At 41.3% G+C, this 12,943-nt stretch carries 10 protein-coding genes and 1 pseudogene; 1 reads left to right on the forward strand and 10 read right to left on the reverse strand.

Features of this window, described 5'->3' with window-relative positions:
• Window positions 1-26 precede the first annotated feature (26 nt).
• Window positions 27-2,153, reverse strand: a complete 2,127-nt coding sequence (locus tag ACRRMM_RS07395; protein ID WP_322536368.1) for a peptidoglycan D,D-transpeptidase FtsI family protein — start codon at window positions 2,151-2,153, stop codon at window positions 27-29.
• A gap of 336 nt (window positions 2,154-2,489) precedes the next feature.
• On the opposite strand from ACRRMM_RS07395, the gene ACRRMM_RS07400 reads away from it, so the two are divergent.
• Complete coding sequence (locus ACRRMM_RS07400; RefSeq protein WP_017359431.1) at window positions 2,490-3,287, forward strand: CAP domain-containing protein; 798 nt, start codon at window positions 2,490-2,492, stop codon at window positions 3,285-3,287.
• Between the two features lie 114 nt (window positions 3,288-3,401).
• Here ACRRMM_RS07400 and ACRRMM_RS07405 read toward each other — a convergent pair whose 3' ends face one another.
• The 9 genes and pseudogenes from ACRRMM_RS07405 to ptsG all read right to left on the reverse strand — a co-directional run bounded on the left by ACRRMM_RS07405 (window position 3,402) and on the right by ptsG (window position 12,855).
• On the reverse strand, window positions 3,402-4,274 hold the full coding sequence (locus tag ACRRMM_RS07405) for an NAD(P)-dependent oxidoreductase (protein WP_322536367.1): 873 nt from the start codon (window positions 4,272-4,274) through the stop codon (window positions 3,402-3,404).
• A gap of 13 nt (window positions 4,275-4,287) precedes the next feature.
• Window positions 4,288-5,073 (reverse strand): SDR family oxidoreductase, encoded by a 786-nt coding sequence (locus ACRRMM_RS07410; protein ID WP_113747311.1) that lies wholly within the window; start codon window positions 5,071-5,073, stop codon window positions 4,288-4,290.
• Window positions 5,074-5,149: 76 nt separating this feature from the next.
• Window positions 5,150-6,097, reverse strand: coding sequence for a methyl-accepting chemotaxis protein (locus ACRRMM_RS07415; protein ID WP_370529227.1), 948 nt, complete (start codon window positions 6,095-6,097; stop codon window positions 5,150-5,152).
• A pseudogene (locus ACRRMM_RS07420) lies at window positions 6,089-7,111 on the reverse strand (cache domain-containing protein); the annotation flags it as partial. The gene ACRRMM_RS07415 and the pseudogene ACRRMM_RS07420, both read right to left, overlap by 9 nt.
• Before the next feature lie 115 nt (window positions 7,112-7,226).
• Window positions 7,227-8,255 (reverse strand): spore photoproduct lyase, encoded by a 1,029-nt coding sequence (gene splB / locus ACRRMM_RS07425; RefSeq protein ID WP_007498710.1) that lies wholly within the window; start codon window positions 8,253-8,255, stop codon window positions 7,227-7,229.
• A gap of 81 nt (window positions 8,256-8,336) precedes the next feature.
• Window positions 8,337-8,564, reverse strand: coding sequence for a transcriptional regulator SplA domain-containing protein (locus ACRRMM_RS07430; protein ID WP_008348056.1), 228 nt, complete (start codon window positions 8,562-8,564; stop codon window positions 8,337-8,339).
• 113 nt (window positions 8,565-8,677) lie between these two features.
• Window positions 8,678-10,396, reverse strand: coding sequence for a phosphoenolpyruvate--protein phosphotransferase (gene ptsP, locus ACRRMM_RS07435; protein WP_008348058.1), 1,719 nt, complete (start codon window positions 10,394-10,396; stop codon window positions 8,678-8,680).
• Window positions 10,396-10,662: a phosphocarrier protein HPr gene (locus tag ACRRMM_RS07440; RefSeq protein ID WP_003211078.1), complete on the reverse strand. Its 267-nt coding sequence runs from the start codon at window positions 10,660-10,662 to the stop codon at window positions 10,396-10,398. Before ACRRMM_RS07440 ends, ptsP begins: the two co-directional genes overlap by 1 nt.
• Window positions 10,663-10,755: 93 nt before the next feature.
• A complete protein-coding gene (gene ptsG / locus ACRRMM_RS07445; protein ID WP_017359434.1) occupies window positions 10,756-12,855 on the reverse strand; it encodes a glucose-specific PTS transporter subunit IIBC in 2,100 nt (699 codons plus the stop codon).
• Between the last annotated feature and the right edge of the window lie 88 nt (window positions 12,856-12,943).

The following is a 12,943-nucleotide window of genomic DNA, read 5'->3' on the forward strand; positions in this document are numbered from 1 at the left end:
CTTTCTCTTGCTGTGCTCCCTGCTGTTTATTGCTTTTCATATTTCTTTTGTAATTCAACGTACTTATCAACAATTTTACTTGGAATGGTTTTAATGACAGGATCTTTATCTGATACATACGGTGTGACGACACTAAATGCCACTTTCGGATTGGAAGAAGGATAATATCCTCCAAAGGTTAAATTGTACGTGGCATTCCCCCACCAGCTCCGGTTGGCACCATAGTAGAAGGTTTGGGCTGTACCCGTTTTCCCTGCGACATCATGCTGACCGAACCGGCCAGCGGCAGTCCCGCCTGTTGATGTGACCATTTTTAGTCCCATTTTGACGCGGTCGATATCTGCTTTCGAGTTGTTAATGGTGTTCAGCACCTTTGGCTCATATTTCTTCACAACAGGGCCTACTTCTTCCTTATTCGTTGGAAAGTGAACACTTTTCACCACTCTTGGCTGAATACGGTTACCTCCATTTGCGATGGTCGACATGTATTGTGCGACTTGAAGCGGTGTATACGTGTCATACTGGCCAATCGCTTCATCAAGCAAGAGTCCGCCGACTGTCTGAGGATGCGTCTGCATTCCGCTTGATTCCTGCGGCAAGTCGATGCCTGTTTTCACGCCAAGACCGAATTGCGCATAGTAGTTTCTCATTTTTTGTAAGTGTTCAGGTCTTGCCCGTAACGGGCCATCTTTTTGATAGGTGATCCCTGCCATTCTCATCGCCACTTGGAACATGTAAACGTTGGAACTTTTTTGGAGTGCCTGAAGGTCGTTAACCCATCCAAGAACTTTGTAAGACTGTTTAGGCTTTCCTCCACTTCCCGCAAAATACAGCGGTGTATCCAAATAGGATTGGTTGTGTGACATACCATCTTGATAACCAGAGAGGACAGTAGCTCCTTTGACAACAGAGCCCATTTCATACTGTGTCGTAAATGTTCCGATCGCATAATCTGTGACGTCCCTGCCGTCCATTTTCTTCCCTGACATCGCAAGAACATCACCTGTGTTAGGGTCCATCATCACAACAAAGGCACGGTCCATCATATAGTTTCTTGCACTAGCGGATCTTAGCTCTGATTCAACGATTTTGTCGACTTCCTTTTGCAGCTCCATATCAAATGTGAGTGCAAGGTCAAGTCCTCTTCGTCCTTCTGTCCGCTTAATTTCATCAAGCAGTTTTCCGCCGACCTGTGTATATTGAACAGTTGCTTTTTCTGGATTGAGAAAATCCTCATATTGATATTCTAAATAACTTTTTCCTACTCGGTCATTTCGCGAGTAACCTCTTGCCATATAGTAATCTTCACGCTCTTTTATAATGCCTTGCTCTGGGGTGGTGACACCGCCAAGGACATTATAAAGGGTTTTTTCATACGGATATTTCCTTGTCCAGTCATTGATGACATTTACACCAGGCAGTTCATCAAGATGCTCTGATACAAGTGAGATCTCTTCGTATGTCAAACTTACGGATGATGTCTGTTTTGATTCTTTTGTTTCATCAAGCAGCGCAACTTTTTCGTCCCCTTTTTTCTCTTCGTTCGGGTCCATCGCTTTCACGATTTGAGGTTCAAAGGCATATCCGCCTGTAAACCTGCGATAGATCGCTGCAACTGCTTTTTCCTCTGCATCTTTTTCGATCGCCTTGACTTCTTTCTTAGGCACACGCTCTACTTGAAGTGGATAGACATCTTTTGATTTAAGATTCTTTTGCTCTGCTTTTGAAATGAGCTTATCCGCTTCTTTCGGATGGCTTGCCAGCCAAAAATCTCGAATGTCACGCTCTCTCAAAAAATCTGTATCCATTTTTATATAAGTCGCAAGTTTTCTTGCTACTTTAATCTTATCCTCCGCTTTCACACCGCTTTCTGATGTATAAACGATGGCAGGTACACTTTCGTTATCAACAACGACTCTTCCTCTCGCGTCATACATTTTTCCTCTTGGAGACGGGTATGATGCTGTTTTGACCTCAGTTCGGTTGGCTTGCTTTTTATAATCCTCACCATTGACGATTTGCAGCACGCCGAGCTTGATGACAAGTCCAGCAAATAAACTAAATACAGCGAAGAAAAAGAGATTAATTCTCCAGGCGTTCCGGCGCTTCATTTTTTTCTGCTCGGCAGCACCTTGATGCTGTTTCTCTCCCACTTATGTAGCTCCTCTCATCCTTTCAATCTTTTACAATTACCACTCATTATTGTAACACTTTTGTAATAGTTGTTACAGCGAAACTAGTGAAAAAAAGCTGTCAATCCCTATTCTGCAAAAAAATATACTAACACTTTAAAATATTGGTATGTTTATGTCGTTTTCTTTAAATAGAAAGATTCTCCATTCATTGATATGAGGAGATTCTTTCTATGACTTTAACAAAAATGACAAATGGGCGTTGTCAATGGAGGATGCTGGTACGTTTATAACAAAAAGTCCATGTTATGATTTTCTGTGAGAAAACAAAACAAAGATTTTAGGAGGAGTTACAAAATGAAAAAGAAATCATTCATTTTTTCAGCGCTGACAGCTGCTGCATTGATCACGTTCACTGGAGGGCATTCAGCTGATGCGAAAGAGCTTAACCTGAAACAAGTCATAAACGTACAGCATCAAGCCATTGATCTTCATACATTAGCTGCAAAATTACATATCTCTTCAGATGTAAACAAGCTAAGCACTTCAAATCAAAAAGAGATCGAAGCTCTATTAAACAAGCTGATCAAAAGTGGTCAACCTGTTACTGGTACAAAAGTGGTGAAAGAAGTAAACAAAGCAAAAAATGAGCAAAAACAAGAATCAGTGAAAAAACCAGCTACTTCTAAACCAAGCACACCAGCAAAAGAAAACACAACGAACAACAGCTCAAAATCTGATCAAAAAGACACAACTGCAACAAAAGCAGACAGCAGCTTAAATGCATTTGAACAAGAAGTGGTTGAGCTGACAAATAAAGAGCGTGCAAAACAAGGCTTAAAAGCTCTTTCTGTTGATTCTAAATTAAGCAAATCTGCTCGCGCTAAATCACAAGATATGAAAGATAAAAACTATTTCTCTCATACAAGCCCAACTTACGGATCTCCATTTGATCAAATGAAGCAATTTGGTATCACGTACAAAACAGCAGGTGAAAACATTGCGCAAGGTCAAAGATCACCTCAAGAAGTAGTAACAGCTTGGATGAACAGTGAAGGTCACAGAGCGAACATTTTAAACAAAAACTATACACATATCGGTGTAGGTTATGTAAAATCTGGTAACTACTGGACGCAGCAATTCATCGGAAAATAAGATCAAAAAAACCTGTCTCTATTTGGGACAGGTTTTTAGTTTGTCTTCTTTTTTCAGCCATGTGAGGGCTTGTTTACACGCTACAAACTGTTCCACCTAGGCGGGGCAGTTTTTTTATTTCACCCATAATTTATAGATGCTTTGTGTTCCGCTGTTTTCTTCGCCCTGTTCGCTGAGCTTTTCATATAATGACTTCGCTAGTGAAAGGCCTGGCATCTCTTCTCCCATCAGCTCTGCTTCTTCAAGTGCAATGCCCATATCCTTGATAAAATGCTTCACATAAAATCCTGGCTCGAAATCACCTTTCAGCATTCTTGGCGCAAGGTTTGACAAAGACCAGCTGCCGGCTGCTCCTGTTGTGATGCTTTTAAGTACCTGCTCTGGATCAAGTCCTGATTTTTCGGCATAGGCCATTGCCTCAGCCACACCTACCATCCCTGCTGCGATAGCAATTTGGTTACACATTTTTGTATGCTGACCACTTCCTGCAGGTCCTTGATATTGAATATTTTCTCCCATTTGCTGAAATAGCGGCAGGCACGCTTCATAGGCTGCTTTTTCTCCGCCAATCATAATGGCAAGCGTGCCATTTTTGGCTCCTACGTCTCCGCCAGAGACCGGCGCATCTAATGCAAATAGTCCTTTTTCCTTCGCTTTCGCTTCAATTTCTTTTGCCAGCTGAGGTTTCGATGTGGTCATATCAATGAGGTATGTACCAGGCGCAGCATGTGCCACGAGTCCATCTTCTCCTAAATAGACTTCTTCTACATCTGATGGATACCCGACCATTGTGATGACGGCATCTGCCTCCTTTGCGATCTCCTTTACGGTCGATTTCCAAAGAGCACCTTTTTGAATCAATGTGTCTGCCTTTGCTTTTGTTCTTGTATAAACGAGAACTTCGTAGCCAGCATCCATTAAATGCCCTGCCATACTACGTCCCATTACACCGATTCCAATAAAACCAACTGTTTTGATTTGTGCCATCAAGAATTCCTCCTTATAGAGACTTTGTCAATCCACCATCAATGATGAGGGTTTGACCTGTCATATATGTATTGGCTTCAGATAAAAGAAAAGCCGCATATGCTGCAAATTCCTCTGGCTGTCCGTAACGGCCCAGTGGAATCATACGTTCAGCTTGAGCTTTGATCTCTTCAACCGATTGTTGCTCCTCTTGTGCACGGTGTTTGTCCAACTGTTTCACGCGCTCTGTTTCAATTTTCCCTGGGGCTAAGGTATTGATCAAAATACCATCTTTGGCAAGCTCCTGAGCAGCTGTTTTTGTCCAGCCGGTAATGGCCGGTCTAAATGTATTCGACAGCATCAAGCCTGGGATCGGTTCTTTGACCGACATAGATGCAATATTTAACACGCGTGCACCTTGTTTTTTTAAATACGGCAAGGCTTCTTTTAATAACCGAATATAGCTGAGTAAATGAAGCTGAAATGATTCCATCCAATCTTCATCTGTTAAGCTTTCAAGTGTTCCTGTTTGAGGACCGCCTGTATTGTTCACGAGTATATCAAGACGTTTTTCATCACCTGCTGCTGCGACGACAAGCGCTTTAATTTGCTCGGCGTCAGATACATCACATACTTGATACGTCAGCTTCCCTTTTACAAGCGGGGATAATTCTTTGACCGCTTCTTGCAGCGTGTGCTCATGTCTTCCCGAGAGCATCACATCTGCTCCCTCTTTTGCAAGATGAAAGGCAATGGCTTTACCGATACCTTGACTGCTTGCTGCGACCAATGCTTTTTTTCCAGATAGATTAACATGCATGTTGGCACCCTCCTCTGTTCATATTTTATCATACAAAAAGAACCTTGCTCACATGGCAAGGTTCTTTTCTGCAAGATTATAGTTTAAACCGATTGACTGCCTGACGCAGTGCCTGACTTGATTCGTTCAACATTTCTGTTGATGTTTTCGTTCTTTCTAAAGCTTGTACTTGTTCGTCTGTGGAAGCATGTACTTCCTCAGCTGAAGCTGCGGATTCTTGTGAAATGGCCGCAATACTTTGAATGGAATCATTCATTTTCTGTTGTTCTTCAGTCATTTCATTGATTTGTGTATGAATGCTGTCAATGGAGCCGACAAGTGCCTGCATTTCCATTGTGATACTGCTGAGTGCCTCTCCTGTTGAATTGATGGCATCACCTTGTTCTTCATTCATTTTGCTTGCTGCTGTCATCGCTTCAGCTGCCTTTTTCGATTCATCTTGAATGAGTTTTACGGTTTCACTAATATGTTTCGTTGATTCCGCAGATTGTTCAGCCAGCTTTCTGACTTCTTCTGCAACAACAGCAAATCCTCTTCCGCTTTCTCCTGCTCTCGCTGCTTCAATACTTGCATTCAGTGCGAGTAAATTCGTTTGATCTGAGATTTCAGAGATCGCTGTTACGACGTTTTCAATATTTTTCGTTTTATGCTCAAGGTCAAGCAGCATTTGCTCTACCTTCTTTGATTCTTCATTCGCTTGTGTTGATTTTTGGACGAGCAGACCAAGAGCATCAAGTCCTCTATAGCTTGCATCTTCCGATGATTTTGAATTGGTTTGCATTTGCGTGGCAAGCTCACCCATATGACGAACTTTTTCATACAAATGCTCTGATTTTTCATTAATGGTTTCCGCTTCTGATGCTTGTTTCGTCGCTCCTACAGCGACCTCTTGAATAGCCGTTGCAATCTGTTCACTAGATAGCAAGGTCTCGTTTGAAATTTGTGTCACTTCATCCGTTGATTTCACAACCTGATCTGAAGACTCTTTCACTTTTTCAATTAAATCCCTGATGCCTTCAGTCATTTGATTAAAGCTTTTCGTGAGGAAACCTATCTCATCCTGAGACTTCGACTCAAGCGAGCTGGTTAAATCGCCTTCAGACACTTTACGAACATGCTCGATGAGGCGTTTAATTGGTGTTGTAATGCTTCTAGCCAATAAGTAGCTTAGAATCATGGCAAGTATAATGGCAATGACAGAAATAATGATACTTGTCTGATTCATTTGTTCAGTGATCCAAAGAAGTTTCTTTTTCTCGAAGCTCACACCGATCGTCCAGTTTGCCTCTTTAATTTTTGAGATGACGGTCAGCTGTTTGTCATCATCAATACCCGAGTTGTCGATCGCTTTTTTCACAGAAGCGACTTTTGAGATATTTTTTCCTTGCTCTGTTGGATGTGCCAAAATGGTTCCTGTGCCGTCAACTAAGAAAGCCGTTCCCATGTAAGGAATCTTTTGTTCATTTATAAAGGACTGAATGGAAGCCAGTTTCAAGTCAAGTCCAGCGACACCGACTACTTTCCCATTTCGTACGATCGCCTTCGTGGCTGAAACGACCATTTCACTTGTTGCTTTATCAATGTACGGATCTGTCCATAGGACTTCGTCAGGCTTTTCAGCCGCTTGAATATACCAGTCTCGTTTAGACGGATCATACCCTTCACCAAAATCGGACTCCGGGAAAGCAAACATTTTACCATCACTTGTTCCTATATAGGCAAGCGAGATGAGTTCATCCTGCTCCTGCAATCCTTTTAATTCATCGTTTTCAAATGCCAATGTCTGCTTTGTTTGTTTCTGTGCAAATTCTTCAGTAAGTGTACTTGTTGCCAATTGGTTAATCGTATCACCGTAATTCTCAAGCTTTAGTGCTATGATGTCTCTCATGCTTTCTGCCGTTGCTGCTGTCGTTGTTTTCGCATCTCGTTCAATCAGTGGTCTTAATACTAAATTGGAACCCACTTGAACTGCGACAACGGTTAAAATTAAAATAACTGAGATGAAAACAGCTATTCTCACTTGAAGTTTCTTAAACATCTCATCACCCCTACATCCTACTTTCGCATCTTAATGTGTATATCGGCAAAATTGGTACCGCATTCAATAGTTGTAAGAAAATTTAAATAGAAAAAACAAGCCATAATGACTTGTTTTAAGTAAAATATTCAATTTTTGCAGACGGAAAGTACTGTTCGATATATGATTCTAATGTCTGTCTAAGTTCTTGTTCTTCATCTTTTTGATAGATATATTTTCCAATTCCATATCTACCCCACTTATATCTTCTCTTTTCTTCATCTAGTTCTAGTTTTGTTTTCGGATAGTTTTTTTGGATGACACGCTTCGCCGGTTTTGTAAAACGGTGCTGAATCATTTCAAAGGTGATATCTTGTCTCACTTCTTCAGGGAGAGCTGCATCGAGTTTTTCAAATAGGACTTTATAGCCCTCTTGCCACCCTTCATGAATGTAAATAGGGGCAATAATAAAGCCCAGTGGATAGCCTGCTTTTGCTACCTTTACAGCCGCTTCAATCCGCTGATCGAGTGGTGATGTTCCAGGTTCGAAATATTTAATGACATAATCGGCATTGATACTAAAGCGGAATCTTGTTCGCCCATTGTGTTTTGCATCTAACAAATGGTCTACATGATGAAATTTCGTAACAAAGCGCAGTTTGCCAAGATCGGTTTGACCAAAGTATTCAATCGCTCGTTTGAGTGTGTGAGTCAAATGGTCAATTCCTACGATATCGGATGTACATGAAGCTTCAAATCGCGTGATATCAGGGGCACGCTCGTTCATGTACTGTTCAGCCTGATCTAAGATCTCTTCTACATTGACATATGTGCGAATGTACGGCTTACTCCCCATCGTCGTTTGCAGGTAGCAATAATGGCAATGCCCCATGCATCCTGTCGCAAACGGAATGGCATACTCTGCAGATGGTTTAGATGTATCAAATTTCAAGGTTTTTCTCACGCCGATAACGAGCGTCGATTTTGCATTACGGTACTTTTGTAAATCATTTTTCCCCGGAATATTTCTCACTTGGTTGTGTGACGTTGTTTCTCTAATTTCAATTCCCATACCTTCAAATTTTTCTTTCAGCTCTTGTCCTAATGGGTACTCTAGCGCCCGAGGTTCAATATACACAAGCTGGGGAACGAACGGTTTGATCATATTTAGCACATCCTTACCTTTATAGGTTCATATCGTTACTTTAACCTCTCAGGATGGCTTCTATCCTTTCTAAAATCTCCCTTATTCAAACAGATCTTGATAAAGGGCTTCTGCTTCTTCGTATGTTGGAAATACGGCATCATCAGGGGCTAATGGGTGATATGTTTCAAGTAGAAATAGTGCAAGCTCTTGTTCATTGTAAGGGTGTGAAACGATTTCCGCTTCTTTAATTTGTGCGACATTGGCTGCATGTGGATTTCGATAAATGACATATACTTGATCACCTGGCTTATAGTCAGAGAAAGACAAACTGGTCACCTCCATTTTTTATGTTAGGATGCCCTTCTCTGCAATCGATATGACTGATTATGATAAAATTCGACAAAAAAACCAGACAGTTTGACCTGTCTGGTTTACATCACCTAGTTATGTTGAAACGTTTTTTTCACGAAATCAACCACTTCTTCAGTTGTACTCAGTGATAAAATATGCTCTTTAAATGATGCAGCTTCTTCCTTAGAAAGCTTGCTTAACTGCGTTCTTGCTGGAAGAATCGATGTTGCGCTCATTGAAAATTCATCTAATCCTAATCCAAGTAGGAGCGGGATTGCGATTTCATCTCCTGCCATCTCACCGCACATGCCAACCCATTTACCTTCTTTATGCGCTGCTTCAATCACAAGCGTTATGAGGCGTAAAATAGCTGGATTGTATGGCTGGTAAAGATAAGACACTCGTTCGTTCATTCGATCAGCAGCCATTGTGTATTGAATCAAATCATTTGTTCCAATACTGAAGAAATCTACTTCTTTTGCAAATTGATCTGCGATAACAGCTGTTGATGGAATTTCTACCATCATTCCGATTTCAATGGAATCAGATACTTCTGTACCAGCAGCAACCAATGCTTCTTTTTCTTCAAGTAAAATAGCTTTTGCTTCTCTAAATTCTGATAACGTCGCGATCATAGGGAACATGATTTTCAAGTTTCCATATGTACTTGCACGAAGTAACGCGCGTAGCTGTGTTCTGAAAATCTCCTGCTCTTCAAGGCAAAGGCGGATCGCTCTATAGCCAAGGAACGGGTTCATTTCTTTTGGAAGCTGCAAGTAAGGAAGTTCTTTATCGCCACCAATATCTAGTGTGCGGACAACCACTGCTTTGCCTTCCATCTTCTCTAAAACGGTTTTATACGCATCGAACTGCTCTTCTTCTGTTGGGAGCTGATCTCTGCCCATGTATAAAAATTCTGTACGGTACAATCCAACTGCTTCGCCGCCATTTTCAAGTACACCTTTCACATCTTCAGGTGTTCCAATATTCGCAGCTAACTCTACGTGAACGCCGTCTTTTGTGACCGTTGGCTGGTCAACAAGTTTCGCCCATTCCGCTTTTTGAGCTAAGTAGTCTTCATGCTTTTTTTGATACGCTTTCACTTCATCTTCAGAAGGCTGAATGATGACGTCTCCACTAATACCATCAACAATGATCAGATCATTGTTTTTCACCGTTTTTGTTGCTTCTTTTGTTCCAACAACTGCTGGGATTTCCATTGATCTTGCCATAATCGCTGAGTGAGAAGTACGACCACCGATATCTGTCGCAAAACCTTTGACAAATTGTCTGTTCAGCTGAGCTGTATCAGAAGGTGTTAAATCTTCAGCAATGATAATGACTTCTTCAGAAATCATACTTGGGTTTGGAATGTCAACGCCTAGCAAATGACCAGTGACACGTTTTGTAACGTCGCGAATATCCGCTGCACGTTCTTTCATGTATTCATTGTCCATTGCTTCAAACATTGTAACGAACATTGTTGCTGTTTCTTTTAAAGCAAATTCAGCATTTACTTTATCCGATGTGATTTTATCCTTCACTGGGTTGAGCAGCTCTGGATCACTTAACACAAGAAGGTGTGCAGAAAAAATATCCGCTTTATCTTGGCCAAGTTCTTTTAGCGCATGTTCTTTAATTGCTTCAAGTTCTTGCTTTGAAACATGAATTGCTTCTTCAAAGCGTTTCACTTCTGTCTCTGGATCATTGATGTCTTTTTGGTGAACTGTTAAATCTGGTTCTTCTAGACGATATGCTTTTGCAATCGCAACGCCTGCTGAAGCACCGATTCCTTTCAGTTGTTGCATTACTCGCCTAGGCCTTCACTTTTCATTGTGTCTTTTAGCGCAGCAAGTGCATCATTTTCATCAGAACCAGAAGCAGAGATTGTGATTGTAGCACCTTTCGCAATTCCTAGAGACATTACACCCATAATAGATTTCAGGTTCACTGTTTTACCATTATATTCTAAGTTGATATCAGCATCATATTTACTAGCAGTTTGTACAAGAACTGTTGCAGGACGTGCGTGAATTCCAGAATCTGCAGTTACTTTGAATGTTTGTTGAGCCATTTTTATCAATCTCCTTTTTATACATTTCATACATCCACAATATTATATCATACTGCCGAGCTTGTCATCTAACAAGAACGGCAGTTATGAAAATTATTTTGAAATTTTCATGATGTTTTCTTGGCCAGCTTTGATTTCACCGGATTCTTGAAGGTCAATAAATTGTCCTTCACTTAAGTTTGTAAATACAATTGGTGTCATTAAAGATGGTACTTCTGACTTAATTTTATCAATATCAACCTCTAAAAGTTTTTGACCGATTTCTACTTGATCTCCCTCTTGTACAAATGCTTCAAATCCTTCTCCTTTGAGGCTGACTGTATCAATCCCGAAGTGAATCAAGATTTCAAGTCCACCATCAGACTGGAGGCCGATGGCGTGTTTTGTTGGGAACACATTTAAGATTTTTCCTCTTACTGGTGAAACCACTGTTCCCTCTTTTGGCAAGATAGCAAAACCGTCACCCATCATTTTCCCTGAGAATACTTGATCTGGCACATCTGTAATTGGATGCAGCTCCCCTGTAATTGGTGAAGCAAACATTTCTTCCCCTTGTTCGTTTTGAAGCGGTTTTGCAATGACTTCTTCAACCTGCTGACTGACTTCTTCTTTTGCAGAAGGGTCTTTCGCTGGTCGAGGTGTGCGCCCTGCAATAATGTCCTGCATTTGTGTTTTTAAATTATCAGAGCGTGGACCAAAGATGGCCTGGATGTTATTCCCGACTTCAAGGACACCTGAAGCGCCAAGCTTTTTCAAGCGGTCTTTATCCACTTTTTTCTGATCATTTACAGTGACACGTAAACGCGTAATACAAGCATCTAGGTGTTTAATGTTTTCTTGGTCACCCATTGCTTCAAGAATTTCATAAGGTAAGTCATCGCCTTTTCCAGATTGAGCGCTGCTTGCACCATCAGCTGCTTCATCTTCTCGTCCTGGCGTTTTCAGATTAAACTTGCGAATCGCAAATCTGAATCCGAAGTAGTAAATGACAGCCAGTACGAGACCGACTGGAATAACAAGCCACCAAGCGGTTCTATTTGGCAGGATACCAAATAGGAAGAAGTCGATTAACCCTCCTGAGAAGGTCATCCCGATTTTCACGTTTAGAATATCCATTATCATAAAGGATAATCCAGCAAATACACAGTGAATCGCAAATAATATCGGTGCAACAAACAAGAATGAGAATTCAAGCGGTTCAGTGATCCCTGTTAGGAAAGAAGTAAGGGCCGCTGACCCCATAATTCCTGCTACAAGCTTTTTATTCTTAGGTTTGGCTTCATGGTAAATCGCAAGTGCTGCTGCTGGAAGTCCAAACATCATGAACGGATATTTCCCTGTCATGAATGTCCCAGCTGTCAGCTGAACACCATCTTTGATTTGCGCCATGAAAATACGCTGGTCACCACGGATAATATCTCCTGATAAGCTCTTATAGCTAAAAAATTCATACCAGAATGGTGCGTAGAATATGTGGTGCAGACCAAACGGAATTAATGACCGTTCAATGACACCGAATACAAAGGCAGCCAGCGGCTCATTCGCTGCAAGCAGTCCAGTTGAAAATGAGTTCAATGCACCTTGGATTGGCGGCCAAATGACGAGCATCAAAAGCCCTAAAATAAGTGCTGAAATCGACGTAACGATTGGAACAAAACGCTTACCAGCAAAGAAGCCAAGATATTGCGGGAGCTCAATTTTGTAAAATTTATTAAACATATAAGCGGCTAATACCCCGACAATAATCCCGCCAAAAACGCCGGTAGACAAGGTCGGTATGCCGAGCATATTCACATATGCTGGATGACTTTCCTTAAAGAACTTAGCCAATTTGATTGAATCGGATGGAATGGAACCGTTGGCCATTAATACGGCACTCATCGTTACGTTCATGACAAGGTAACCGATGATCGCGGCAATCCCTGCCACACCGTCTCCATTGGCAAGACCGATGGCAACCCCTACAGCAAATAGGAGCGGAAGATTCGAGAAGACAATATTCCCCGCATTCTCCATAACACTAGCAACAAGCTGAATTGTATCATTGCTTAAAAATTGAGCGACATCAATCAGCTGCGGATTTTGCATCGCATTTCCGAGTGCTAGTAAAATACCAGCAGCAGGAAGGATCGCAACTGGAAGCATAAGTGCTCGTCCAATTTTTTGCAACACACCAAAAAGTGATTTAAACACTGGTTGAACCTCCTTTTGTTTTCGCTTACAACATACATTTCAATCACATATTGACATACATTTCATAATTAACCGTTTACATTTCACT

Source organism: Bacillus sp. XT-4, from assembly GCF_050864245.1.
GTDB classification, from domain to species: domain Bacteria; phylum Bacillota; class Bacilli; order Bacillales; family Bacillaceae; genus Bacillus; species Bacillus altitudinis.